Here is a 23,806-nt window from a genome sequence, read left to right as displayed (position 1 = left end):
CCTCTTGCCCCATGAGTGACACCCCGCAGGACCCCACGAATCCCGGATCGACCCCGGAGGAGAGCACGAGCTCCGAGGAGACCCCGACGCCCGCGCAGAACGTCGGCGTCGGCGGCCAGGAGACGCCCGAGGGCGCCCACGAGATCTCCGCCGACGAGGCGGCCTCGCGCACCGTGACCCTGGTCGATCCGCTGGACGAGGACGAGATCGACCGCATCACGCAGGTCGACCTCAATCAGGAGATGCAGCGCTCCTACCTCGACTACGCGATGAGCGTCATCGTCTCCCGCGCCCTGCCGGACGTGCGCGACGGCCTCAAGCCCGTTCACCGCCGCATCGTCTACGCGATGTTCGACGGCGGCTACCGTCCCGACCGCTCCTTCTCGAAGTCCGCGAAGGTCGTCGGCGAGGTGATGGGCAACTACCACCCCCACGGCGACTCCGCGATCTATGACGCCATGGTGCGCCTGGTGCAGCCCTGGTCGATGCGCTACCCGCTGATCCTGGGCCAGGGCAACTTCGGTTCCGCCGGCGACGACGGCGCCGCGGCCCCGCGATACACCGAGTGCAAGATGGCGCCGCTGGCCCTGGAGCTGGTGCGGGACATCGAGCAGGACACCGTGGACATGCAGGGCAACTACGACAACACGGTCGACGAACCCTCCGTGCTGCCCGCCCGCTTCCCGAATCTGCTGGTCAACGGCTCTGCCGGCATCGCCGTCGGCATGGCCACGAACATCCCGCCGCACAACCTGCGCGAGGTGGCCGAGGCGGTCCAGTGGCTGCTGACCAACCACGAGGCCACCAAGCCCGAGCTGCTCGAGGCCTGCCTGCGCTTCATCAAGGGCCCGGACTTCCCCTCCGGCGCGACGATCGTGGGCACCTCGGGGATCGAGGACGCCTACCGCAGCGGCCGCGGCTCCATCACCCAGCGCGCCGTGGTCTCCACCGAGGAGATCAATGGTCGGATGTCGCTGGTGGTCACCGAGCTGCCCTACCAGGTCAACCCCGACACCCTGGCGCGCAAGATCGCGGAGATGGTGAAGCTGGGCAAGATCAGCGGCATCGCCGACATCACCGATGAGACCTCCGGCCGCACCGGTCAGCGCCTGGTCATCACCCTGAAGCGGGACGCCGTGGCGAAGGTGGTGCTGAACAACCTCTTCAAGCACACCCAGCTGCAGGAGAACTTCTCCGCGAACATGCTGGCGCTCGCCGGTGGGGTGCCGCGCACCCTGTCGATCGACTCCTTCGTGCGCGAGTGGACCAAGCACCAGATCGACGTCATCGTGCGCCGCACGAAGTACCGCCTGCGCAAGGCCGAGGAGCAGATCCACATCTTCCGCGGCTACCTCAAGGCGCTCGATGCGCTGGACGAGGTGATCGCGCTGATCCGCCGCTCGCCGGACGTCGACCAGGCTCGCACCGGGCTGATCGAGCTGCTGGAGATCGACGAGGTCCAGGCCAATGCGATCCTCGCGATGCAGCTGCGCCGCCTGGCCGCCCTGGAGCGCCAGAAGATCATCGAGGAGCACGACCGTCTGCAGGCCCTGATCGAGGAGTACACCGCGATCCTCGCCGACCCGCAGCGGCAGCGGGACATCGTCTCCGAGGAGCTGCAGGAGATCGTCGACAAGTACGGCGACGACCGCCGCACCGAGATCCTCCCCTTCGCCGGGGACATGGCGATGGAGGATCTCATCCCCGAGGAGGACATGGTCGTCACCATCACCCGGGGCGGCTACGTCAAGCGCACCCGGGAGGACCAGTACCGCGCCCAGAAGCGCGGCGGCAAGGGGGTGCGCGGCGCCTCGCTCCGCGAGGACGACGTGGTCGAGCACTTCTTCACCACCACCACGCACCGCTGGCTGCTGTTCTTCACCAACCAGGGCCGAGTCTACCGCGCCAAGGGCTACGAGCTGCCCGAGGCGCCGCGGGATGCGAAGGGCCAGCACGTGGCCAACCTGATGGCCTTCCAGCCGGACGAGCACATCGCCTCGGTGCTCGCGATCGACAGCTACGAGGATGCCCAGTACCTGGTGCTGGCCACCGAATCCGGACTGGTGAAGAAGACCGCCATGCCGGCCTTCGACTCCAGCCGCACCGGCGGCATCATCGCCATCAACCTGCGCGACATCGACGGCCCCGACGGCACGCAGCCGGACCGCGTGATCGCCGCCCGCGCCGTCGACGCCGACGATCAGATCCTGCTGGTCTCCCGCAACGGCCAGTCCGTGCGGATGCCCGCCGACGACGGCACGCTGCGCCCGACCGGACGTGCCACCAGCGGTGTCACCGGGATGAAGTTCCGCCACGACGACCGGCTGCTGGCCATGGACGTGGTGCGCCCGGACAGCTTCGTGGTCACCGTGACCGACGGCGGCTTCGCCAAGCGCACCAGCATCGACGAGTACCGCCTGCAGGGCCGTGGTGGCCTCGGCATCCGGGTCGCGAAGCTGCCGGACGACCGCGGTCACCTGGTCGGTGCCGCCGTCGTGGAGGAGTCCGACGAGCTGCTGGTGGTGATGGAGCGCGGCCGCGTGGTCCGCTCCAAGGTCTCCGAGGTGCCGGCCAAGGGCCGCACCACGATGGGCGTGGTCTTCGCCAAGCCCGACAAGCGCGACCGCATCCTGCTGGTCACCACCGGCCAGGAGTCCGAGGTCGACGAGGACGAGGCGGAGACGCCGGAGATCGTCGACACCGATCCCGCTGACGGCGCAGCGACTGCCGGCTCCGAGAGCGAGGAGGGTGTGGAGATCTCCGCTCATGACGCACCTGAAGGTGTGAGCGACGGGGACGATGTTCTAGGCTCTGACGAGTCCGACCAGTCGTCGACCGACGACGCCGACCCGAACGAGGAGTGATCCGTGAGCACCAGTGACTCCAGGACCACCTCCGGGCCCTCCAGCCCGGCAGAGTCCACGTCCACGCTCCCGGCCTTCACGGAGAAGCCGTCGCCGGAGTCCCCGACGTCGGCGGAGACCTCGACGACGGACGCCGGGGAGCAGACCATCGGCGCCGGCCGGGGCTCGGCGGCCCGGGGCGCCAGCCGCAGCCCGAAGAAGACCACCGGCATCGCCGACCCGGCGGAGACGGAGCGTCGCGGGCCGCGCCGCGTGCGCCTCACGCTGGCCCGCCTGGACCCGTTCTCGGTGATGAAGCTGTCCTTCCTGGCGGCGATCGCGATCGGGATCGCCACCGTGGTCGCGGTGATCCTGCTGTGGAACCTGGTCGAGGCGATCGGCCTCTGGGCCAAGATCGATCAGCTGGGCCGGGATCTCAACGGCGGCGAGCCGCTGCCGTTCATGGAGTTCTTCACCTTCTCGAAGATGACCAGCTACGGCACCATCGTCGCGGTGGTGAACGTCGTGATCATCACCGCGCTCGGCACCCTGGGGGCCTTCCTGTACAACCTGGTGGCGGCGCTGCTGGGCGGGCTGAAGATGACCTTCACCGACGAGTGAGGTGCGGACGGGCCGGTTCCGCGGAGTGATCTGCGCTCGGTGATGTCGGCGATCCGGGCGTCGAGGTGGACGAGGGTCGCCTCGGGCGGGACCGTGACGGCGACGCCATGGGCTCCGGCTCCGAGGGAGATCCTGCGCTCGGGATCGCCGGAGAGGTCGCTGTCAGCGACCACCGGCCAGGCGGTGCTCGCCCCGAAAGGCGTGATCGTGCCGCGCTCGTAGCCGGTGACCTCCTTCGCGACCTCCTTGTCCGGCATCGACAGTCGGTTCACGCCCAGCAGCGCGCGCAGCTTCGGCCAGGAGATCTCGCGGTCGCCGGGCACCAGCACGAAGAGGAAGTCGCCCTCCGCGCGCCGCACCACCAGAGTCTTGAGGAGGTCCCCGGGCTCCACGCCGCGCGCGGCCGCGGCCGGGTGAGGGTGGTCGCGGTGTCCTGGGACCGCTGGGGCGATCTCGCTAGGGTGAGGGGATGGCCTCCTCCTCGTCCGCCGCTGTCCTCGCCCGTCCCGATGCCCCGGCCCACCCCAGCGCACCTGAGGACTACCCGTGGCTGGGACCGGCGATCCGGTCGGCGCTGCTGCTGAGCGAGGAGATCGTGGATCTCGACCCCAGCGGCGGTGTCGACGCCCCGACGGAGCAGGTCGACGACGCGCTGGTGGACATCGCCGCCATCGAGCAGGCTCTCGCAGCGGAGGGGGTCGCGCCCCTGGCGGAGCGCACGCTGGTGCTTGCCGTCGGCTCCAACCAGACTCCGGAGACCATCGCCCGCAAGTACCGTCGCTCCGGCCGTGACATCCCGGTGACCACGCCATTCGTGCGCTGCACCGTGCACGACCTGGCCGTCGGGCATGTCGCGAGCATCGCCGCCCCCGGCTACCTGCCGGCCGCCCCGTACCGGGCCGAGGGGGAGCGCATGGAGCTGGTGGCGACCTGGTTCGACGAGGAGCAGCTGGCCGTGGTCGACGAGACCGAGCCGAACTATGACCGTCTCCGACTCTCCGCCGAGGAGTTCCCGCTCCATCTCGCCACCGGACAGGAGCCGGCGCACTTCGACGTGTATGCATCGCTCTGGGGCGTGATCGCCCAGGGGGACCTGCCGATCCCGCTCCGGCACCGCCAGCAGGAGCTGTTCGACGAGCTGGTGGGTCTGACCGGCTCCTCGTTGACCCGCGGTGATGCCGCGGAGGTCTGCGCCGCCCTCGCTGCGGCACCGTCAGCACTGCACGAGCTGGTCACCGGGCACGGACTGGTCGCGCCCGATGGGCTGCCGCGCTGAGCGGAGCGCTGCTCAGACCACGCTGAAGCGCACGGTGTGCCAGCCGCTGGCCCCGTTCGGTGCCGGGTTCGCCCGCTGGGAGGTCTGGAGCTCTCCCTCACCATCGGTGGCACGGACCGTGACGGAGTGGTCGCCGGGCGCGGCGTCCTCCCAGCGCAACGACCACTGCACCCAGGTGTCCTCGGTGACCTCCGCGCCGAGATCGGCCTCGCGCCAGTCCCCGTCGTCGATCCGCACCTCGATCTTGGCGATGCCGCGCTGCTGCGCCCAGGCGGTGCCGCCGAGCATCACGGCTCCCTCGCCGTCCGGACTCAGCTCCCCGAAGGAGCGGGGCACGTCCACGCGGGAGGCGATCTTGATCGGCCCGCGCTCGGACCAGCCCCGGGTGGACCAGTAGGCGACGTCGTCCGCGAAGCGGGTGACCTTGAGCTCGGTGAGCCATTTGGTCGCCGAGACGTAGCCGTACAGGCCCGGCACCACCATCCGCACCGGGTAGCCGTGCTGGGCCGGCAGCGGCTCGCCGTTCATGCCCACGGCGATCAGCGAGTCCCGGGCATCGGTCAGCGCCTCGAGAGGGGTGGAGGCGGTGAACCCGTCGATCGACCGGGACAGGACCATGTCCGCCCCGTCCTTGACCCCGGCCCGCTCCAGCAGAGTGCGCACGGGGACCCCGAGCCAGGTCGCATTGCCCGCCAGATCTCCGCCGACCGGGTTGGAGACACAGGCCAGCGTCAGATGCTTCTCGATCATCGGCTCCGCGAGCAGCTGCGCGAAGTCCATCGTGAGCTCCTGGTCCACCAGACCGTGGATCCGCAGCTGCCAGGTGGTGGGGTCCACGCGCGGTACCGCGAGGGCGGTGTCGATCCGGTAGAACTCGCCGTTCGGGGTGACGAAGGGCGGCATCCCCTCGAGCTGGACCTGGGCGTCCGGCGGGATCGGTGCCGCGGTGCTGCGGGGGGTCGGCAGCACGTACTGCGCGGTCCGCCGGGCGAGCTCGCGGCTCGCGGTGATGCTGCGCGCGGTCGCAGCGGCGACCACGGCGAGCAGGCCCACAGCGCCGATGCCGAGCAGGGAGCGACGACGGGTCCAGGCGGCGCCGGGGTCGTCCACGGCGGCGGGGGCGCGGACGGTGCGCAGCAGGAGCAGCAGGGTCGGGACCGCGACCACGGTGCCGATCAGGGTGGGCACCACGTCGAGCGCTGTGTTCTGGGCGCGGGTGAGCACGAGGACCATCGCGAGCACGCCGAGACCGGCGAGCAGAGCGGCCGCCGGGCGGGGTCGGGTGGCCCCCAGCCGGCCGATCAGCGCGGTCAGCGCCGCGTACACCACGATCATCGAGAGGAACAGCACCAGCTTGTCCCGGGTGCCGAACAGGCTGATCACCAGGTCCTTCACCCCGGGCGGGACGATGTCCACGAAGGCGCCGCCGACGGCCACGAAGGGCGCGGAGGAGGAGCTGAAGGCCAGCGAGAGCAGCTCGGCGACGGCCACCAGCACCAGCCCCGCGACCACCCCGGAGACCGCCGACCAGCCGGAGGCGGAGCGACGGGCCGGGGCGAGCCGGTGGGACGGGGAGCTCATGACAGCACCCCGGCCGCGATCGGATCCATCGTCGGCTGTGCCGAGCCGCCGGCGGGCTCGATGGTCAGACCGACGGTCACGCCCTCCGGGATCGCGCCGTCATGGATGACCGCGGCGGCCGGCTCCTCGAGCATCCCGGCGCTGGCGATACCGGAGTCGTCGATCATCCACAGCTGGTACGCCTTGTCCGCGGGCAGGGTGGGCAGGTCCGCGGCCTGCACGAACATCGCTCCCTGCTCTCGGGAGTACAGCAGCTGCAGGGAACCGCCGTCCTGGGAGGGGATGGCCAGATGCGCAGCATCGTCCGAGGCCAGGATCGTCGAGAGCATGGCGCGCTCCGCCTCGGCGCTCGCCTGCTCGGAGGCCATGGCCGCGAGGCTCGCGCGGGCCTCCTGCTCGGCGATGCGCTCGCTGTTCCACAGCCCGGCCCCGGCGATCGTGGTCAGCAGCAGCGCCGCCGCGGCGACCGCGGTCCAGCGGTTGCTGCGCCTGCTCGCCCGAAAACGGTCCAGGGAGACGACCTGCGCCGGCGGGCTCGGCGGCGCCGTGATGTCCTCGGCCGCACCAGCGACAGGTCGCGGGGACGGGACGTCGCCCGGCGCGACGGCGGGAGCCTCTCCCGAGGCTGCGTCGGTCTGCGGCGAGTCCTCCTCCTCCGGGAGCGGGGAGAGCTGGCGGGTGGTGCCGATGCGGGCCATCACCGCGGCCTTCAGCTCCGGACGCGGGGCGAGCGGGGGGAGGCTGCCGGCGAGCTCGGCGGCGGTCTCCTCGAAGGCGGCGGCCTCGGCGGCGGCCTCGGGATCCTCCGCGAGGTAGCGACGCACCTGTTCGCGCTCCTCGGCGTCCAGGGCGTTCAGCGCCCAGGCACCGGTCATGGTGTGCTTCTGCTCGTTCACGAGGTCACCCCCAATCGGTCTCGCAGCACGATCATGCCGTCACGGATCCGAGTCTTCGCCGTCCCGACGGGGACATCGAGCAGGGCTGCCACCTCGCGATGGCTGTAGCCGCCGAAGTAGGCGAGGCGGATCGCCTCGGCCTGTGCCGGGGTGAGCGCACCCATCGCGGTCTGCACGCGTTGGCTCTCGACCCTCATGATCCCCTCCTCCTGCACATCCACGACCTGCTGCTCCATCTGCAGCAGACCTTCCTCGGAATCCCTCCGCCGCGCCGCTTCGCTCGAGCGCACCGTGTCGACCGCGCGGCGGTGGGCGATGGTGCACAGCCATCCCCGTGCGCTGCCGCGGTGGGCATCGAAGCGGGTGGCCTGCCGCCATACCTCCACGAACACCTCCTGCAGCACCTCCTCGCTCATCGCCACGTCCCGCACCACGCGCCGGATCAGTCCGAACAGCAGCGGCGCGGTGTCGTCGTACAGGCGGGAGAAGGCGTCCTCGTCGCCGAGGGCGATGCGACCCAGCAGCTCAGCGGGCGCGGGGGCCCGGAGCTCCTCACCGTGCAGCGGGCGCAGGGCGGCATCACCGGGTGATCGGTGCGCCGGATCTGTGGGGATGGGCTCCGAAGGCATGCGGCTCCTTCTGTACGGGAACCCGAGCGGACGGAGATGGGTGAGAGGTCCATTCCTCGCCCGCTCGGGGCGACAATGCAGTCTGTCCCGCTCAGCCCTGCTCCGCCATGGCCGGAGGCATCAGAACGGTATCGATCAGGTAGACGGTCGCGTTCTGGGTCTGGACCCCGCCGCAGATCACGGCCGCATCGCCCACCATCAGGTCGTCACCGCTGCCGGTGACCTCGATGTCCTCGCCCTGCACGGTGGTGAGGGTCCCGGCGATCTCGTCGGGGGTGAGCTGACCGGGCACCACATGATAGGTCAGCACCTCGGTGAGGCCCTCCGTGTCACCGGCCAGGGCCGTCAGGTCCTGTTCGGGGATGGCCGCGAAGGCGTCGTCCACCGGGGCGAACACGGTGAACTCGTCACCGTCGAGGGTGTCGGCCAGGTCCACGTCCGGGTTCAGCTCGCCCGAGATGGCCGAGGTCAGCGTGGTGAGCATCGGGTTGTTCGAGGCGGCGACACTGACCGGGTCCTGGGCCATGCCCTCGACCGAGCCGGCACCGTCGGGCACCATCGCCGCGTAGTCCGCGCAGCCCGGGCCGACCAGGTTCGCCGCCGGGTCCATGCCCATCTCGCCGCCGCCGTCGGAGGCCATGCCGCCCTCCTCGGCGGACTGCCCCTGCGTGGCGGCGGGCTGCTCACCCTCGGAGCTGGGCGTGTCCTCGCCCATCCCGCCGGAGCAGGCGCTCATCAGAGCCGCGGTGGCGACGAGGACCCCGAGACGGGGAAGGATCGTGGATCTGCTCATGACGAACTCCTTGGAGATGCTGCGGGCACGCTCACGATGCGAGCGCCGGACATCCCCGGGAGGGGGAGTCACATCAGGGGTTCGGAGCCGGGAGGGGATCGGATGGGACGTGATCCGGTGCGGTGGGGGACGCTGTGACCTCGGAAACACCGACCCCCGCGAGGTGGACGCCGTGCCACGCTCGCCGTACAGTGGTGCGTCGGTGGTCGACATCCGGAGCTGCTCCGGCTGTGATCCCCATGGGCCTATAGCTCAGTCGGTTAGAGCGCTGTCCTGATAAGACAGAGGTCACTGGTTCAAGTCCAGTTAGGCCCACTTCGAGGATCGGAGGAACTCATGAAGAAGTTCATCACCGCCGCCGCCGTCCTGACCGGGACGTCGATCGCGGGACTCCTCGTATGGCGGAAGGTCGAATCCGACCACATCCGCAATGATCTGTGGAACGAGGCGGAGCGCATCTCCGCCGAGCAGGACGCCGAGTCGGCGACGGCACAGCCCGCACCGGCCCGCACCGCCTGATCTTCCGCGCACGGGGACTTAGCTCAGTTGGTAGAGCGGTAGCTTTGCAAGCTTCAGGTCAGGGGTTCGACCCCCCTAGTCTCCACCACGCACCAGACAGAGGCCCTTCCCCGGACACGGGGAAGGGCCTCTCGTCATCACCGCGCCGGTTCTCGCCCGGCGAGGACGGCCGCAGCGGCCGACCGATCGTTCGGCTCCGCCAGAATCTGCAGAAGCCCAGGTGAGGGACGAATCCCGGGGCGACGTCCGGCCCTGGGAGCGGCGCGCGGGATCGCGTGCAGGAATCCCTCCAATCCGCTCGCCGTCAGGCTCCGAACCCCTCCTGGATCGCCGCCCACGACGACCAAAGGGTCGTCCGGCATTCGACGAAGGAGTCATCATGCGTACGACGACGAAGCGACTGCTCCCCCTCTTCGCGGCCACGGTCGCCCTCGGCACGCTCGGCGCCTCCGGCGCTGCACTGGCCGACGACCACGACGGCGGGCAGGGTTCCGCCACCCTCGAGGCTCACCTCAGCGAGCTGAACGACTCCGGAGCCTCCGGCACGGCGTGGATCACGCTCGACGGCAACGAGGTCACCGTGAAGCTCGACAGCTCCGGCATGCTCGCCGAGGCCCCCCACGCCCAGCACATCCACATCGGCGGCACCAACCAGTGCCCTGACCCGAACATGGAGGGCACCGGGGTCGACGGCGCGATCCGCACCACGGACGCCGCCGGCTCCTACGGCGGTGTGCAGGTCTCGCTGACCAAGGAGGGCGATACCAGCCCCGACAGCGCCCTGGCCGTGGATCGGTTCCCGGTCGGTGACGCGACCTATGAGCGCACCTTCGAGGTCAACGACGACGTCGCCGCCAGCCTCGCCAAGGGTGATGGCTCCGTGGTGCTGCACGGCGTGGACCACAACGGCAACGGCACCTACGACGGCGAGCAGGAGTCCGATCTGGACCCGAGCCTGCCCTCGGAGGCCACCGATCCTGCCGCCTGCGGCACGCTCGACCTGGCCCAGATGGAGCAGTGGCCCGAGGGCGGTGCGGAGACCGGTGACGGCACCACCGCTGGCATCGAGCAGGCCGGCGCTCTGCTGGCCGGAGGCGGTCTGCTGACCGCAGCGGCTGCCGGTGGCTTCGCGCTGCGCCGTCGTCAGACCCAGAAGTGAGATGAACCCTCAGGGAGCATCCCGACAGGACGGCGGCCGTCGCACGGCGGCCGTCGTTCTGGCGGTCCTCGGCCTGCTCGGCGCTGCTCTTGTGGTGTTCGCGCTGACCAGCCAGGTCGGCGCCCCGCCGGAACCGCCGTTGCGCACGAACGACCCGCTGGCGGACAGCGGCGCAGTGGAGCCGTCGGACGGCGGCGGCGCGGAGCCCGCGGGCGAAGAGAGCGCGGAGCCCTCGGACGAAGGGAGCGCGGAGCCGTCGGCCGTCCCGAGCACCGCGGCGGCCGAACCGTCGCAGCAGCCGGCCACGGCCCCGCCGGAGACGCCCGTGGCGGCCCCACTGCCCGCGTCGGAGCCGACGGGGCTGCGGATCGACGCGATCGGCGTCGATGAGCAGGTGTTCCCGATCGGTCTCGGACAGGACGGACAGCTGCTCGCCCCGCGCGGTGAGCGGGCTGACCTCGCGGCCTGGTTCGAGGGCTCACCCACCCCGGGCGAGACCGGGCCCGCCGTCATCGAGGGCCACGTGACCTGGGGCGGTGTCCCCTCGGTGTTCTTCGAGCTCGGAGCCCTGGAGCCCGGCGACCGCATCGAGGTCGACCGCCAGGACGGGAGCGTCGCGACCTTCGAGGTGTACGACGCGGCCCGGTACCCCAAGGACGAGTTCCCCACCGTGGCCGTCTACGGCAGGACAGCCGGGCCGGAGCTGCGCTTGATCACCTGCAGCGGGGATCTGGACGAGGACGAGCACCACCTGGACAACACCGTGATCTCCGCCCGGCTCATCGAGGGGTGAGGCCGCGCCGCCGGTGCCTGACTACGCGGTGCGCAGCGAGCTGAACAGCAGACTCGTCTGGGTGGAGTTCACGCCCGGCAGGGCCCGGATGCGTTCGAGCACCAGATCGAAATCGGAGAGGTTGCGGCAGCGCAGCTGGATCACCAGGTCCCAGGTCCCGGTGGTCGAGTGGAACTGCTCGATCTCCGGATATCCGCGGATCTCGTGGACGATGTCGTGGTTGCGGCGGGTGTCGGTGGCCACGAGCATCACGCCCTGCACCGAGTCCTGCTCGAGGTCGCTGCTGACCCGGATCGTGAAGCCCTCGATCACCCCGGTGTCCACCAGGCGGTCGATCCGCGAGGTGACGGTCGAGCGATTGATCCCCAGCTCCCGCGCCAGGACCGCCACCGGGGTGCGGCTGTTGGAGCGCAGAAGGGCGATGAGGCGGTAATCCAGGTCGTCGAGCACGCAGTCAGCGTAACGCCACCAGACAGAGTGCTGGAGAATTCCGCATCCTGTCCGCAACTCGGTGATTGCGGCGCCGCATCGCCGACCACTATCTTCTCTCTTGGCCCAGGTGAGGGCCTGGTTTTCGGGAGTTCCTCCCGCTGAGAGTCGAAGGTGGCGAAGTGCTCGATGTGACCGTTCTGCCCGCGTTCCTCGTGGCGGTGCTGGTGATCCTGGTGACCCCGGGACCCGATATGGCGTTCCTGGTCGCGACCGGCATCAATCAGGGTCGGAGGGCGGCGGTGCGCGGTGCCTTCGGCGTGACCTCCGCGATGACCGTCTGGGTGCTCGTCGCGGCGACGGGGCTGGGCGTCGCGCTGACGCAACTGCCCGCCGCCCTCGATGCGATCCGGATCGCCGGCGCCGGCTACCTGGCCTACCTCGCCATCACCACCTGGCGCAGCGCCGGGGCGGAGATCGCGGAGGCGGGGGCGGTCCCGAACGTGTTCCGGCGCGGCTTCCTGGTGAACATCACCAACCCCAAGGTGGCGCTGTTCTTCGTGGCCTTCCTGCCTCAGTTCCTCGGCTCGGCGGGAGAGCACCCTCTCGCGCAGATGCTCATGCTCGGTCTGCTGCTCCAGCTCATCGGGCTGATCGCGGACATCACGATCGGCAGCACGGCCGGACTCTTCCGGGACGCCGTGCTCGGCCGGCGTCGCGTCCGCCTGTCCCTGGACGCCGTGGCGGGCACGGTCTACGGGGGGCTCGCCGTGCTCCTGCTGCTCGGGGTCGTGCGCGGATAGCGCCGAGGCGCTCTCACGCCCCGTCGGCCGCCCCCGTCGGCGCATGCCGCTCGAGGAACTCGATGCGCTACCTCGACTCCTGGCTGCAGGGGCAGGGAGCGGCGGCGATCGACCACCTGAGGGAGGACGCCGCGACCGCCGAGATCTCCCGCTCCCAGCTGTGGCAGTGGATCAACCAGGGGATGCTCACCGAGGAGGGCATGCCGATCCTCAAGGAGCGGTGCTGGGGGAGGAGTTCCCGGCCTTCCTCACCACTGCGGGCTGCGAGCGCCACCTCCGCTGACGTGCGATCTGCGGGGCCCGGGCGGCTCTCAGCCGAGGACGGGGCGCAGCTCGAGCCATTCGTGGATCGGCTCCCCGTCCTTCCCGGGCTCCGCGGAGAGCTCGGCCGCGAGCTCCAGGGCCCGGTCGTGATCGGCCACGTCGATGATCATCCAGCCCGCCACCAGATCCTTCGCGTCCAGCGCGGCGGAATCGGTGAGCGGGGGCCTGCCCACGCCGTCGTACCGCACGAAGGTGCCGCGGTCGGACAGCGCCAGGGAGTCGACGAACTCGCCGCTCTCCCGCAGCCGCTCGGCGAAGTCCTCCATGTACTGCAGGTGATCGGCGACATCGCGCTCGGACCACTGCTCCATGGGGACGTCGTTCACCCCGGCAGGGGCGCCTCGGTAATGCTTCAGGAGCACGTACTTGGCCATGGTGGCCTCCTTGGGCAGGGGCCACCCATTCTCCTCCGCTCCGGCGGTGGGGGGGAACACCTGCGGAGCACCTGAGGCGACGGTGGGGTCAGGTCCGTTCCTGGTACTCGATGACCTCGTCGAGGATGTCGACGGTGTCGAGCTGCCGAGCGATCTCCTGCTGCAGGCGGGAGCGGTGCTCGCGCAGCGTGGTCACCAGATCCCCGGTGCGGTGCTCCTCGTCGACCAGCCCGGGCAGCACCGGGCGGATCTCGGTGCTGGTGAGCCCGGCGGCGAACAGCCGCTGGACCAGGGCGACCCGGTCCACGGACTCCCGGTCGTAGCGTCGATGACCGGCCGGGGTGCGGCGGGCCGGCAAGAGGGACTGCTCCTCGTAGTACCGCAGGGAGCGAGGGCTCACACCGGTGTGAGAGGAGAGCTCCCCGATGCTCAAGAGCGTCTGCGGAGCAGAGCTCACACGGGTGACAGATGCGGTCATGCCCGCAGTCTAGGCAGCGGGACGAACCGGACCGGGGAACCTCCCACGCGTGTCAGGCCAGGGGGTTGGGCTGCAGCGGCAGCGCCTCGACGAGCGGATGGTCCTTGTCGATCACGCCCATCTTCGCCGCACCGCCGGGGGCCCCGAGATCGTCGAAGAAGTCGACGTTGGCGTCGTAGTACTCGGCCCACTGATCGGGGGTGTCGTCCTCGTAGAAGATCGCCTCGACCGGGCAGACGGGTTCGCAGGCACCGCAGTCCACGCATTCGTCGGGCTGGATGTACAGCATCCGATTGCCCTCGTAGATGCAGTCCACGGGGCATTCGTCCACGCAGGCGCGATCCTTCACGTCCACGCACGGCAGGGCGATCACGTAGGTCATGGGGAGGTCCTTCCTGAGGTGTTGTCCAGGAGCGTAGGATCTCAAGCACACTTGAGGTCAAGACGTGAGCGGGAGGGGTGAGGCGTGAATCCCACGCATGAGCCCGATGAGCTGCTGACCATCGGCGAGATGGGTCGCCGCACGGGCGTGGCGGCCTCCGCCCTGCGCTACTACGAGGAGCTGGGTCTGGTGGGATCGGTGCGCACCGGCGGGAACCAGCGCCGCTATCCGCGCCATATGCTGCGTCGGGTCTCGCTGATCTCCGTCGCCAAGCGACTGGGCATGCCGCTGGCCGACGTGAAGGAGGCGTTCGGCGAGGTCCCGATGGAGAGCACCCCCTCCCATGCCGACTGGCAGCGTGCCTCCAGGCAGTGGAAGAAGAAGCTCGAGGAGCGGCGGCGCGCGATCGAACGGCTCGAGCACGAGCTCACCGGCTGCATCGGCTGCGGCTGCCTCTCCCTGAAGGCCTGCGCACTGCTGAACCCTGATGACGCCCTCGCTGCGACCGGTGCCGGGCCGCGCCGGCTGGAGGACGTCGTCGAGGACGAGGAGTCCGCCGGTGACGAACGGTGACGGCCCGCGTTGACCTCTAGGGCGCTTGACGTTCTATGGTCGGGGCTCGGACCGAACGTCCACCCCACGAAAGGACCGATGATGGCTGAGTACACGCTTCCCGATCTGGACTACGACTACGGGGCGCTGGCTCCTTCGATCTCCGGCAGGATCATGGAGCTGCACCACTCCAAGCACCACGCGACCTATGTCAAGGGTGCGAACACGGCGCTGGAGAAGCTGGCTGCGGCGCGGGAGGCGAACGACTTCTCGACGGTGAACCAGTTCTCGAAGGATCTGGCGTTCAACCTGGGCGGCCATACGAATCATTCGATCTTCTGGAAGAACCTCTCGCCCGAGGGTGGGGACAAGCCCACCGGTGACCTGGCGGCGGCGATCGATGAGTTCTTCGGCTCCTTCGACGGCTTCCGGGCGCACTTCACGGCGGCGGCGCTGGGCATCCAGGGCTCCGGCTGGGCGGTGCTGGCGTTCGAGCCGATCGGCGGGAACCTGGTGATCGAGCAGTTCTACGATCAGCAGAACGGGGTGCCGGTGGCGACGATCCCGCTGTTCCAGCTGGACATGTGGGAGCACGCGTTCTACCTGGATTACCAGAACGTGAAGGCGGACTACGTCAAGGCGATCTGGGACATCGTGAACTGGGCGGATGTCCAGGCGCGGTTCGCGGCGGCGCGCTCGAGCGCTTCCGGGCTGGTCGTCCCCACGGCCTGAGCTCCGACTGCGCCCGTCCTGCTGTCCGTGCCTCGCGCCGGGTGCGGACGGGCCGCTGAGTGTCATGGACGGGCCGATGGTGGGGTGAGCTGGCAATAGTGCCGGCTCGCCGCACCATCGGCCCGTCCGCTGCACCCCCGGAGTCGATGCCCGGTCGATGTCCGTGTGTGCAGAGTTCCCGGCCGGTAGCGCTGGACAGCCGTCCCGGGTCGGAGAAGAGTGGTCCTCGACCGATCCCTCAGGAGGCTCCGGCGTGACTCCCCCCGAACCGCTGCTGCGCCGCGGCGCGCACCACCACGCCGTCGAGCTCGAGCGCACGCTCGGCCACCCGGTGGACCAGGTGTGGCGTGCCGTGACGGTGTCCGAGCTGCTCTCCCGCTGGTTCCCCGGCGCCCCGCAGTTCGAACTGCGCACCGGCGGCCGGGCCAGGTTCCCCGCATTCGCCGGCCTGCCGGCGGAGTTCGGTGAGGTCCTGGAGTGCGAGGCCCCGCAACTGCTGCGCTTCTCCTGGGGCACCGACGAGATGCGGATCGTCCTGGACCCGGTCGGTGAGAGCACCCGGCTCACCATCGTCCACGGCTTCACCGATCTGCCCGGGGCCGCCAGCTTCGCGACCGGTTGGGAGGCCTGCCTCGAGGGTCTCGATGCGGTCCTCGACGGTCGGGAGGTCGCGAACCCGGGGCCGCGGCGCGCCCGGCACGAGCAGCTCGCAGACAGGTTCGGGCTCGACGAGCCGGAGCTCGAGGAGGGGGCCGAGGGCTGGACCGTGCGCTTCGCACGGCAGCTCGTGTGCCCGGCGGAGACCGCCTGGCACCTCTTCGTCAACGGCGGCGACAGGCTGGTCGAGGAGCCGCCGGTGCTGGTGGTCGGAGAGGCGCTGCATGCCCCGCAGGCTCCCTCGGTGGTGCTGGGCCACCTCACCGAGGTCGACGCGCCGACCCTGCTCGCCTTCGACACGGCCGATGGCGAACCCGGCGACCACGTGCGGCTCGAGCTCCGCCCGGGCACCGGGCACGGCACGCGCCTGGTCCTCACGGTGAGCGGGCAGGTGGCCGAGGACCGTGAGGCCGCTGCGGCGCAGTGGGGACAGGGCGCTGTGCGTCCGCTCGCCGCCGCCGCTCTCGCCCACGCCGCCGACGGCGGGTGAGCCGCGGCCTCCGACCCCGGCGCACGCACCGGGATCCGCTCGACCGTTCGGACGATGCCGCACGCTCGGCCCCGCCTCTAGAGTGGCGACGTGACCTCCGCTCCCGCCTCCGACCCCGCCGGGCCCCGCGACCCCGCCGGGCCCCGCGACGTCGGCGACCGCGGCACCCCCGACGGCCTCGGCGATCGGGACCTCGATCTCGGCCCCGAGACGCCCCGCGAGACCGCCGCCGCGCTGGCCCGGACCCTGCGCGGCGCGATGCACGTGGCCTTCGCGGTGCTGCCTGCCGTGGGTGCCGTGCGCGCCCATGGCACCGGTGGCATCTCCCTGCCGCTCGCCCTGGTCACGGCCGCGGTGATCGTCGGGATCTACGTGATCGGCTCCCGGGTCGCACTGCACCGCGGGGAGGCCGGCCGCTCCGCCCGGACCGATCTGCTGCTGCCCTCCCGCGGGTGGGTGCTCGCCCTCGCCCTCGTCTGGATGGCCAGCACTTTCATCTCCTCGGCGTTCGTGTGGATCGCCTTCCCGCTGTTCTTCCTGGTGCTCTTCGCCCTCGGTCGCGTGACGGGCCCGCTGGCCATGGGCGCCGTCGCCCTGTGGGCCGTGGTCGCGCCACTGCTGGCGGAGGAGCCCCGCTCGCTCGCGATCGGCGAGGTCCTCGGTCCGGTCGTGGGTGCCGCCTTCTCGCTGATCGCGCATGCGGTCTACCGTCGGCTGCTGATCGAGACCGACCGCAATCGGCAGCTGGTCGCCCAGCTGCGCGCCGCCCAGAGCGAGCTCGCCGACTCCGAGCGCCGCAAGGGCGTCGCCGAGGAGCGCCAGCGCCTCGCCCACGACATCCACGACACCCTCGCCCAGGGGCTGAACTCCATCGTGCTGCTCAGCCGCGGGGCCAGGACCACCCACCCCGAGGCCGCCGAGTCCTTCTCCCGCATCGAGGACACCGCCCGCGAGAACCTCGCCGACGCCCGCCGCCTGGTGCGAGACCTCGCCGACCGCGCCCCCCGCACCACCCTCGAGCAGGCGCTGCGGGGCGTGATCTCCCGCGCCGAGATGCTGGGGGAGAGCCCCCGCTGGGAGCTGCGGATCGACGGGACCCCGCGCGAGCTCGCGCCGGCCCAGGTCGAGACCCTCCACCGCGCCGCCCAGTCCCTGGTCGCCAACGTGCAGCAGCACGCCGAGGCCCAGCGCTGCGTGCTGACCCTCGCCTGGTGGCCGGGACGGGTGAGCCTGGACGTGGTGGACGACGGCTGCGGCTTCGACCCCTCCGCCCCCACCACCAGACACGACGGCGGTGACGGGCTGCGCCTGCTGCGCACCCGCCTCTGTCGCGCCGGCGGCAGCGTGGCGATCGATTCGGCCCCCGGCGAGGGCACCACCGTCGGCCTCACCCTGCCGACCCACACCCAGGAGTCCGACGCATGAGCATCGCAGCAGACGGAGCAGCGAGCATCCGGATCATGATGGTCGACGACCACCCCGTGGTCAGGGCCGGGCTGCGCGCCCTGCTGGAGGCCGACGACGGCATCGAGGTGGTCGCCGAGGTCGGCTCCGGCACCGCGGCCCTGAGCATGATCGACGAGCTCGCCGCGTCCCCCGCCGGGGTCCCCGACCTGGTGCTGATGGATCTGAATCTCGGCGACGGCATCGGCGGCATCGAGACCACCCGTCGCCTGCGGGCCGCGCACCCCGGGGTGCAGGTGCTGGCCGTGACCACCTTCGATGCGGAAGCGGACATCGTCGGCGCGCTCGAGGCCGGCGCGACCGGCTACGTGCTCAAGGATTCGCCCACGGAGGCGCTGATCGACGCCGTCGGAGAGGCCGCCGCGGGGCGCAGCATCCTCTCGCCCGAGGTGCAGCAGCGCCTGGTGCAGCGGATGAGCAACCCGCACAGCGCCCTGTCCCCCCGGGAGACCGAGATCCTCGACGCACTCGCCACCGGCGCGACCAACCGCGAGGTCGCGAAGCTGATGTTCATCTCGGAATCGACGGTGAAGACCCACCTGGTGCACATCTACGACAAGCTCGGGGTGGACAGCCGCACCGCCGCGATCCGGGAGGCCCGTGACCGCCGCCTGATCCGCTGACCCGCTCCGTGCCCCGCAGCACCGCACCCGGACAGGGTCGGACCGGCGGTCCGGGAAGGGACCGCCGGTCCGGGGGCGGCGGGCGATGGTGCGCGCGCGGCGCACTCACCAGCGATGGGCCACGTCGATGACCAGGCGGGAGCCGTCACCGGGACCGTCCAGGGTGAACACCCGCATCGGGAGCCGGGCGCGCACGCCGAGCCCGATCAGGGTCTGTCCCTCGAAGCTGCCGCTGAAGGCGACCTGACGGAAGGTGCGATAGCCGTCCACATCGACCGCGTGCGAGGGATGGCGCGGGGAGTACGTCGCGTGGAAGTCGGCGTCGTATGCCGGGGCATGGACCAGGATCTCCAGATCGGCGCCGCCGCGGAGCGGGACGGCGAACCCGGAGCCGAGCTCGGAGACGCGGTGGACGTACGTCACCGAATATCCGGAGACGTCGCCCTCGAGATCGACGACGAGCCGGTCGAAGCAGGCGTGCCGACCGGTGCGGAGGTTCTCGATCTGGGCCGAGGACATCCCGGAGGCGGACTCGGGGAGCGAGCCCCAGTAGATGCCGCAGTACGGGGCGGCGACGGCCGAGGCCGGCGCAAGCATGGCCAGGCCGCACAGCATGGCGACGCTGGCGAGGAGAGAGAGGATGCGCTTCTTCACGGCTGCCTCCTAGGGCATCGGCGAAGGCCGGGTCGGCCGGGGCCGTCTACGTGCATTGTCCGCCCGTGCCCGGGACCTATCCAGTGACCGAGCAGTCATGACACCCGGATCGTGACCTTCGCCGACCCTCCGTCGTGAGCCGCGAGAGTGCGATCTGCCCGCCGTGAAGGCCGGGGGCCACGAGATCGCGCCGCTGCTGCGCGGCGGCGGCTCAGGAGCCATGAACCAGCCGCTGCGGCTCAGCGGCAGCGAACCTGCGCCAGGAGCCGGCGATGGAACCGCTGCTCCCCGGTCGCCTCGGGGTGGAAGGCGAGACCCTGCACCCTGCCCTGCTCGGCGGCGACGATCCGCCCGTCCGGCAGCGTCGCCAGCGCGCGCGCCCGCGGACCCAGCTGTGCGATCAGCGGGGCACGGATGAACGCGGTGCGCGCCGCCGGCGGGCCCAGGGCGGGGACCTCCAGATCGGTCTCGAAGGAGTCGGTCTGACTGCCGAAGGCGTTGCGCCGCACCGTCACGTCGAGCCCGCCGAGGGTCTCCTGACCGGGTGTCCCGTCCAGCAGGCGGTCCGCCAGCAGGATCAGCCCGGCGCAGGTGCCCAGCACCGGCAGCCCGTCGGCGATCACCTCCCGCAGGGGCTCGCGCAGGCCGGTGATCCGGGCGAGGCGGTCCATCACCCCGGACTCCCCGCCGGGCAGCACCAGGGCATCGATCGCGGCGAGCTCCGACGACCGACGCACCGGCGTGACGACGGCACCGAGCTCCTCGAGCAGCCGGGCGTGCTCGCGCACATCGCCCTGCAGCGCGAGCACCCCGATCCGCGGCCCGGGGCCGCCCGTGCTCACCAGCCGCGCTCGGCCAGGCGGTGCGGTGCGGGGAGGTCGGCGACGTTGATGCCCACCATCGCCTCGCCGAGCCCGCGGGAGACCTCGGCGATCACGGAGGGGTCGTCGAAGAAGGTGGTCGCCCTGACGATGGCGGCGGCGCGCTCGGCGGGATTGCCGGACTTGAAGATCCCGGAGCCGACGAAGACCCCGTCGGCCCCCAGCTGCATCATCATCGCGGCGTCCGCCGGGGTGGCGACGCCGCCCGCGACGAACAGCACCACGGGCAGCTCGCCGGCCTCGGCGACCTCCTTGACCAGGGCGTAGGGGGCCTGCAGCTCCTTCGCCGCGAGATACAGCTCGTCCTCGCTCCGGGCGGCCAGTGCCCGGATCTCGGCGTTGATGGTGCGGATGTGCTTGGTGGCCTCGGAGACGTCCCCGGTGCCGGCCTCGCCCTTGGAGCGGATCATCGCCGCGCCCTCGGTGATGCGGCGCAGGGCCTCGCCGAGGTTCGTCGCACCGCACACGAAGGGCACGGTGAAGCGGTGCTTGTCGATGTGGTGGAGGTAGTCGGCCGGGGAGAGCACCTCGGACTCGTCGATATAGTCCACGCCCAGCTCCTGCAGCACCTGTGCCTCCACGAAGTGGCCGATGCGGGCCTTGGCCATCACCGGGATCGAGACCGCCTCGATGATCCCGTCGATCATGTCCGGGTCGCTCATGCGGGAGACGCCGCCCTGGGCACGGATGTCGGCCGGGACCCGCTCCAGGGCCATCACGGCGACCGCGCCGGCGTCCTCGGCGATCTTCGCCTGCTCGGCCGTGACGACGTCCATGATGACGCCGCCCTTCATCATGTCCGCCAGGCCGCGCTTGACGGTGCCGGTGCCGGTGGCGGGGGTGGTGCTGTCAGTGGTGGTCATGGGGTGTCCTCGTCGCTCGCGCGGCGCGGGCCGACGGCATCCGGCTCGTCGACCCTCCCTGCACCACATTGGCCTAGGCCAAAACCTAGCACGGCATGGGTCGCGGGGCGAGGGGTGGTCCGCCACGCGGCACGGGTGCCGGAGCAGCCCGCCTAGACTCGAGCGGATGAGCACGGAGGAGAGCTGGTGATCCGCGGCGGGACCGCGGCGGAGATCGCCGACAGCGTGCGGGCCCTCGTGGACCGCGGGGAGCTGATCCCCGGGCAGAGCCTGCCCTCCGTGCGTGCCCTCGCCGAGCAGCTCGGCGTCAACCGCAACACCGCCGTGGCCGCCTACCGCACCCTCGCCCGCTCCGGGGTGGTGGTCTCCCGGGGGCGCGGCGGCACCCGGATCGCCCGACGCGCGCCCCTGGCCCAGGAGGGCTTCGCCGCCGCCGGCGCCCTGCGCGACCTCGGCACCGGCAACCCCGATCCGCGGCTGATCCCGGATCTCGCACCGGGCCTGGCCGCAGCGGCCGGACGCCCGGTGCTCTACGGGGAACCCGTCATCGACCCCGACCTCGAGCAGTGGGCACGGGACTGGATGAGCCCGGACGTCCCCGGCGACCCCGCTGCTCTGCACATCACCCTGACCAGCGGCGCCGTCGACGCCGTGGAGCGGCTGCTGACCCAGGCCCTGATGCGGGACGACGCCGTGGCGCTCGAGGACCCCTGCTTCCTGGCCAGCATCCAGATCGCCCACCTCGGCGGATACCGCGCGATCCCGGTCCCCGTCGACTCCGAGGGGATGACCGTCGCCGGCCTCCGGGCGGCGCTCGAGAAGGGGGTGCGCGCGGTGGTGTGCACGCCGCGCGCCCAGAACCCCACCGGTGCCTCGCTCAGCGCCCGCCGCGCCGCTGAGCTGCGCGAGGTCCTCGCCGATCATCCCTACGTGCTGGTCATCCAGGACGACTACTACTCGTTCCTGTCCCGATCGCCCTTCCACTCGCTCATCGGTCCGGGACATCGGCGCTGGGCGCTGCTGCGCTCGGTCTCGAAGTTCGTCGGCCCTGACATGTGCCTGGCCGTCACCGCCACCGACCCCGAGACCGCCGGCCGGCTCGCGCTGCGGCTCAGCCCCGGCACCACCTGGGTCAGCCACCTGCTGCAACGGATCACCCATGCCGTGATGACCGACCCCGACGCGCTGGCCCTCATCGAGCGGGCCGGGGCCCACTACGCCGCGCGCAACCACGCCTTCGCGGACCGCCTCACGGCACAGGGTCTGCCGGTCGCGGCCGGGGACGGGATGAGCCTGTGGGTGCCGGTGCCCGCCCCCGCGCGCGAGATCGCGGAACGGCTGAGGCGCCGGGGCTGGCTGGTGCGCACCGGGGACGAGTTCCGGCTCGAGCCCGGTGCGGAACCCTCCGGTCACCTGCGGCTGACCGTGCACGACCTGGAGGAGGATGCCGCCGCGGCGCTGGCCGCCGACCTCGCCGAGGCAGTGGCGGCGAGCGCCGGATGACGGCCGAGGTCAGAGCTCCCGGAGCACCCGCGCCGGGCTGCCCACGGCCACCACACCCGCCGGCACGTCCTTCGTCACCACGGCCGACGCACCGATCACCGAGTTGTCCCCGATCCTCACCCCCGGCAGCACGGTGACTCCGCCGCCGAGCCAGACGTTGTCCCCGATGACGATCGGCGCGGCCCGCTCCCACCGCTCCCGCCGAGGACCCGGCTCGGTCGGGTGGATCGGCGTCAGCAGCTGGACGTTGGGCCCGATCTGGCAGTCCTCGCCGATGGTGATCGGGGCGACGTCGGCCAGGGTGAGGTGATAGTTCACGAAGGTGCGCGCGCCGAGCACCACATTGCTGCCGTAGTCCACCGCGAACGGGGGCCGCACCACAGCCCCGTCGCCGAGGCCGCCCAGCAGCTCCGCGAGCAGGTCGCGCGCCTCGGGAGCGTCCTCCAGCCAGGCTCGGTGGTACCGGTCCGCCAGGCGGGCGGCGGAGAGCTGGAGCGCGCCCAGCTCCCGGTCGGAGAGGTACCAGTCGCCGGCGAGCATGCGCTCTCGCTGGGTGCGGGGGTCGGTCTCCGGCGGAGTGCGGACCGCGGACGGCTGAGGAGCATTGGTCATGGCATCGAGGGTAGCCATCGGGCGTCACGCCGCCGAGAGGTCGGGAGGTCGAGCAGTATCGTGACGTGGAGGCGCAGCGGCTGCGGCGCGAGCAACTCCGGGACGGGACGGTGCTGATGGAGGTCGCACTCCTGGTCGTGGTCGGCGCGGTGCTGCTCGGTGTCACCCTCCAGCGCACCAGCGGCATGGGCACGGGACTGGTGCTGTCGCCGGCGCTGGTGCTGGCGATCGGCCCGGTGACCGGGATCCTGCTGACGAACATGACGACCGTGGTCTCGGCGGCGTTCCTGACGCTCGCCGTGCGCGCCGACATCGACTGGGGCCGCTACCTTCGGATCGCGCCCGCGATCCTGGTCGGTGCGGTCCCGGCGGCGTTGCTGGTGCACTCGGTGGAGTCCGGCTGGCTCGATGTGATCATCGGGGTCACGCTGCTGGTCTCCCTGGCCGTCACTCCGCTCCTGCGGGGGCGCCGGGCCGAGATGTCGCCGGTGCCGGCCGGTCTCCTCGCCGGAGCCCTCGGCGGCTTCCTGAACACCGCTGTCGGCGTGGCTGCGGCCGCGATGCTCGCCTATGCGCAGGTGACCCGGTGGGATCAGCGCTCCTTCGCCGCGACGCTGCAACCGATCTTCCTCACCATGGGCCTGATCTCGGTGATCACGAAGCTGCTGGTGGGCACTGCCGGATCGGGAGGGGCCCCGCCCTGGCCGCTGATGGTCGCGGCGATCGGCTCCGTCCCGGTAGGAGTGCTCCTCGGGGGCGTGATCGCCAGAAGGGTGTCGTCGCGCACCGCTCGCGCAGTAGCGATTGGTGTGGTCGTCCTCGGGTCCGCCGCGACCCTGCTGCGCGGACTCGGTCAGGTCATCGGGATGTGAGCG

The 23,806-nt window shown here is 71.3% G+C and carries 26 protein-coding genes, 2 tRNA genes and 2 pseudogenes; 17 read left to right on the top strand and 13 right to left on the bottom strand.

Annotation, left to right across the window (positions count from 1 at the left end; translation table 11 throughout):
- Window positions 1-11: 11 nt before the first annotated feature.
- Both gyrA and CFK38_RS02755 read left to right on the top strand, forming a co-directional pair.
- Window positions 12-2,864 (top strand): DNA gyrase subunit A, encoded by a 2,853-nt coding sequence (gene gyrA / locus CFK38_RS02760; protein ID WP_096801698.1) that lies wholly within the window; start codon window positions 12-14, stop codon window positions 2,862-2,864.
- Between the two features lie 3 nt (window positions 2,865-2,867).
- Window positions 2,868-3,464 carry a DUF3566 domain-containing protein gene (locus CFK38_RS02755; protein WP_096801697.1) on the top strand — a complete coding sequence of 199 codons (597 nt, stop codon included), beginning with the start codon at window positions 2,868-2,870 and terminating at the stop codon, window positions 3,462-3,464.
- A gap of 35 nt (window positions 3,465-3,499) precedes the next feature.
- On the opposite strand, the pseudogene CFK38_RS02750 reads toward CFK38_RS02755, so the two are convergent.
- A pseudogene (locus tag CFK38_RS02750) lies at window positions 3,500-3,916 on the bottom strand (aminoacyl-tRNA deacylase); the annotation flags it as partial.
- A 17-nt stretch (window positions 3,917-3,933) separates the two neighbouring features.
- Here CFK38_RS02750 and CFK38_RS02745 point away from each other — a divergent pair.
- Entirely contained in the window at window positions 3,934-4,740 is an 807-nt protein-coding gene (locus CFK38_RS02745) for a hypothetical protein (RefSeq protein ID WP_096801696.1), read from the top strand.
- A 12-nt stretch (window positions 4,741-4,752) separates the two neighbouring features.
- Here the strand turns inward: CFK38_RS02745 and CFK38_RS02740 are convergent, their stop codons facing one another.
- The 4 genes from CFK38_RS02740 to CFK38_RS02725 all read right to left on the bottom strand — a co-directional run bounded on the left by CFK38_RS02740 (window position 4,753) and on the right by CFK38_RS02725 (window position 8,639).
- Complete coding sequence (locus CFK38_RS02740; RefSeq protein WP_096801695.1) at window positions 4,753-6,321, bottom strand: molybdopterin-dependent oxidoreductase; 1,569 nt, start codon at window positions 6,319-6,321, stop codon at window positions 4,753-4,755.
- Window positions 6,318-7,217, bottom strand: coding sequence for an anti-sigma factor (locus CFK38_RS02735; RefSeq protein ID WP_096801694.1), 900 nt, complete (start codon window positions 7,215-7,217; stop codon window positions 6,318-6,320). The genes CFK38_RS02740 and CFK38_RS02735 overlap by 4 nt, the downstream gene beginning before the upstream one ends.
- The gene (gene sigK / locus CFK38_RS02730; RefSeq protein WP_096801693.1) at window positions 7,214-7,846 is read right to left on the bottom strand and encodes an ECF RNA polymerase sigma factor SigK; all 633 of its coding nucleotides are present in this window, start codon (window positions 7,844-7,846) and stop codon (window positions 7,214-7,216) included. The genes CFK38_RS02735 and sigK overlap by 4 nt, the downstream gene beginning before the upstream one ends.
- Before the next feature lie 91 nt (window positions 7,847-7,937).
- Window positions 7,938-8,639, bottom strand: coding sequence for a fasciclin domain-containing protein (locus CFK38_RS02725; protein WP_096801692.1), 702 nt, complete (start codon window positions 8,637-8,639; stop codon window positions 7,938-7,940).
- 241 nt (window positions 8,640-8,880) lie between these two features.
- Between CFK38_RS02725 and CFK38_RS02720 the strand changes: the two genes are divergently transcribed.
- The 5 genes from CFK38_RS02720 to CFK38_RS02700 all read left to right on the top strand — a co-directional run bounded on the left by CFK38_RS02720 (window position 8,881) and on the right by CFK38_RS02700 (window position 11,110).
- Window positions 8,881-8,954 (top strand) — tRNA-Ile (locus CFK38_RS02720).
- Between the two features lie 21 nt (window positions 8,955-8,975).
- Complete coding sequence (locus tag CFK38_RS02715) at window positions 8,976-9,158, top strand: DLW-39 family protein (protein ID WP_096801691.1); 183 nt, start codon at window positions 8,976-8,978, stop codon at window positions 9,156-9,158.
- 12 nt (window positions 9,159-9,170) lie between these two features.
- Window positions 9,171-9,246: transfer RNA gene (locus CFK38_RS02710), tRNA-Ala, on the top strand.
- Window positions 9,247-9,537: 291 nt separating this feature from the next.
- Window positions 9,538-10,317 carry a CHRD domain-containing protein gene (locus CFK38_RS02705; protein WP_096801690.1) on the top strand — a complete coding sequence of 260 codons (780 nt, stop codon included), beginning with the start codon at window positions 9,538-9,540 and terminating at the stop codon, window positions 10,315-10,317.
- A gap of 1 nt (window position 10,318) precedes the next feature.
- Window positions 10,319-11,110 (top strand): class F sortase, encoded by a 792-nt coding sequence (locus tag CFK38_RS02700; RefSeq protein ID WP_096801689.1) that lies wholly within the window; start codon window positions 10,319-10,321, stop codon window positions 11,108-11,110.
- Between the two features lie 21 nt (window positions 11,111-11,131).
- Here the strand turns inward: CFK38_RS02700 and CFK38_RS02695 are convergent, their stop codons facing one another.
- Window positions 11,132-11,560 (bottom strand): Lrp/AsnC family transcriptional regulator, encoded by a 429-nt coding sequence (locus CFK38_RS02695; RefSeq protein ID WP_096801688.1) that lies wholly within the window; start codon window positions 11,558-11,560, stop codon window positions 11,132-11,134.
- A 170-nt stretch (window positions 11,561-11,730) separates the two neighbouring features.
- On the opposite strand from CFK38_RS02695, the gene CFK38_RS02690 reads away from it, so the two are divergent.
- Together CFK38_RS02690 and CFK38_RS17870 are read left to right on the top strand one after the other, a co-directional pair.
- Window positions 11,731-12,342: a LysE family translocator gene (locus CFK38_RS02690; protein ID WP_157773323.1), complete on the top strand. Its 612-nt coding sequence runs from the start codon at window positions 11,731-11,733 to the stop codon at window positions 12,340-12,342.
- Between the two features lie 59 nt (window positions 12,343-12,401).
- Window positions 12,402-12,560, top strand: a pseudogene (locus tag CFK38_RS17870) (hypothetical protein); the annotation flags it as partial.
- A gap of 93 nt (window positions 12,561-12,653) precedes the next feature.
- Here CFK38_RS17870 and CFK38_RS02680 read toward each other — a convergent pair.
- The 3 genes from CFK38_RS02680 to fdxA all read right to left on the bottom strand — a co-directional run bounded on the left by CFK38_RS02680 (window position 12,654) and on the right by fdxA (window position 13,900).
- Window positions 12,654-13,040 carry a YciI family protein gene (locus tag CFK38_RS02680; RefSeq protein WP_096801686.1) on the bottom strand — a complete coding sequence of 129 codons (387 nt, stop codon included), beginning with the start codon at window positions 13,038-13,040 and terminating at the stop codon, window positions 12,654-12,656.
- A gap of 88 nt (window positions 13,041-13,128) precedes the next feature.
- Window positions 13,129-13,518: a MerR family transcriptional regulator gene (locus tag CFK38_RS02675; RefSeq protein WP_218192338.1), complete on the bottom strand. Its 390-nt coding sequence runs from the start codon at window positions 13,516-13,518 to the stop codon at window positions 13,129-13,131.
- A gap of 52 nt (window positions 13,519-13,570) precedes the next feature.
- On the bottom strand, window positions 13,571-13,900 hold the full coding sequence (gene fdxA / locus CFK38_RS02670; RefSeq protein WP_096801685.1) for a ferredoxin: 330 nt from the start codon (window positions 13,898-13,900) through the stop codon (window positions 13,571-13,573).
- Between the two features lie 84 nt (window positions 13,901-13,984).
- Between fdxA and soxR the strand changes: the two genes are divergently transcribed.
- The 5 genes from soxR to CFK38_RS02645 all read left to right on the top strand — a co-directional run bounded on the left by soxR (window position 13,985) and on the right by CFK38_RS02645 (window position 18,418).
- On the top strand, window positions 13,985-14,473 hold the full coding sequence (gene soxR, locus CFK38_RS02665; protein WP_096801684.1) for a redox-sensitive transcriptional activator SoxR: 489 nt from the start codon (window positions 13,985-13,987) through the stop codon (window positions 14,471-14,473).
- A gap of 81 nt (window positions 14,474-14,554) precedes the next feature.
- A complete protein-coding gene (locus CFK38_RS02660) occupies window positions 14,555-15,184 on the top strand; it encodes a superoxide dismutase (protein WP_096801683.1) in 630 nt (209 codons plus the stop codon).
- Between the two features lie 253 nt (window positions 15,185-15,437).
- On the top strand, window positions 15,438-16,331 hold the full coding sequence (locus tag CFK38_RS02655; protein WP_157773322.1) for an SRPBCC family protein: 894 nt from the start codon (window positions 15,438-15,440) through the stop codon (window positions 16,329-16,331).
- 90 nt (window positions 16,332-16,421) lie between these two features.
- Window positions 16,422-17,756 (top strand): sensor histidine kinase, encoded by a 1,335-nt coding sequence (locus CFK38_RS02650; RefSeq protein ID WP_245851202.1) that lies wholly within the window; start codon window positions 16,422-16,424, stop codon window positions 17,754-17,756.
- Window positions 17,753-18,418 carry a response regulator gene (locus CFK38_RS02645; protein WP_096801681.1) on the top strand — a complete coding sequence of 222 codons (666 nt, stop codon included), beginning with the start codon at window positions 17,753-17,755 and terminating at the stop codon, window positions 18,416-18,418. The genes CFK38_RS02650 and CFK38_RS02645 overlap by 4 nt, the downstream gene beginning before the upstream one ends.
- A 105-nt stretch (window positions 18,419-18,523) precedes the next feature.
- Here the strand turns inward: CFK38_RS02645 and CFK38_RS02640 are convergent, their stop codons facing one another.
- From CFK38_RS02640 to pdxS, 3 genes are all read right to left on the bottom strand, one after another.
- On the bottom strand, window positions 18,524-19,072 hold the full coding sequence (locus tag CFK38_RS02640) for an AMIN-like domain-containing (lipo)protein (RefSeq protein ID WP_096801680.1): 549 nt from the start codon (window positions 19,070-19,072) through the stop codon (window positions 18,524-18,526).
- A gap of 239 nt (window positions 19,073-19,311) precedes the next feature.
- Window positions 19,312-19,914, bottom strand: coding sequence for a pyridoxal 5'-phosphate synthase glutaminase subunit PdxT (pdxT, locus tag CFK38_RS02635; RefSeq protein ID WP_245851201.1), 603 nt, complete (start codon window positions 19,912-19,914; stop codon window positions 19,312-19,314).
- Entirely contained in the window at window positions 19,911-20,816 is a 906-nt protein-coding gene (gene pdxS / locus CFK38_RS02630; protein ID WP_096801679.1) for a pyridoxal 5'-phosphate synthase lyase subunit PdxS, read from the bottom strand. Before pdxS ends, pdxT begins: the two co-directional genes overlap by 4 nt.
- A gap of 183 nt (window positions 20,817-20,999) precedes the next feature.
- On the opposite strand from pdxS, the gene CFK38_RS02625 reads away from it, so the two are divergent.
- The gene (locus tag CFK38_RS02625) at window positions 21,000-22,319 is read left to right on the top strand and encodes an aminotransferase class I/II-fold pyridoxal phosphate-dependent enzyme (RefSeq protein ID WP_096801678.1); all 1,320 of its coding nucleotides are present in this window, start codon (window positions 21,000-21,002) and stop codon (window positions 22,317-22,319) included.
- Between the two features lie 9 nt (window positions 22,320-22,328).
- Here the strand turns inward: CFK38_RS02625 and CFK38_RS02620 are convergent, their stop codons facing one another.
- Complete coding sequence (locus CFK38_RS02620) at window positions 22,329-22,931, bottom strand: sugar O-acetyltransferase (RefSeq protein WP_096801677.1); 603 nt, start codon at window positions 22,929-22,931, stop codon at window positions 22,329-22,331.
- A 65-nt stretch (window positions 22,932-22,996) separates the two neighbouring features.
- On the opposite strand from CFK38_RS02620, the gene CFK38_RS02615 reads away from it, so the two are divergent.
- A complete protein-coding gene (locus tag CFK38_RS02615; protein WP_245851200.1) occupies window positions 22,997-23,803 on the top strand; it encodes a sulfite exporter TauE/SafE family protein in 807 nt (268 codons plus the stop codon).
- The last annotated feature ends 3 nt before the right edge of the window (window positions 23,804-23,806 follow it).

The sequence above is a fragment of the Brachybacterium vulturis genome, assembly GCF_002407185.1.
Lineage (GTDB): Bacteria > Actinomycetota > Actinomycetes > Actinomycetales > Dermabacteraceae > Brachybacterium > Brachybacterium vulturis.
The sequence above is the reverse complement of the archived record's forward strand: the minus strand, read 5'-3'. Positions and strand labels throughout refer to the sequence as shown.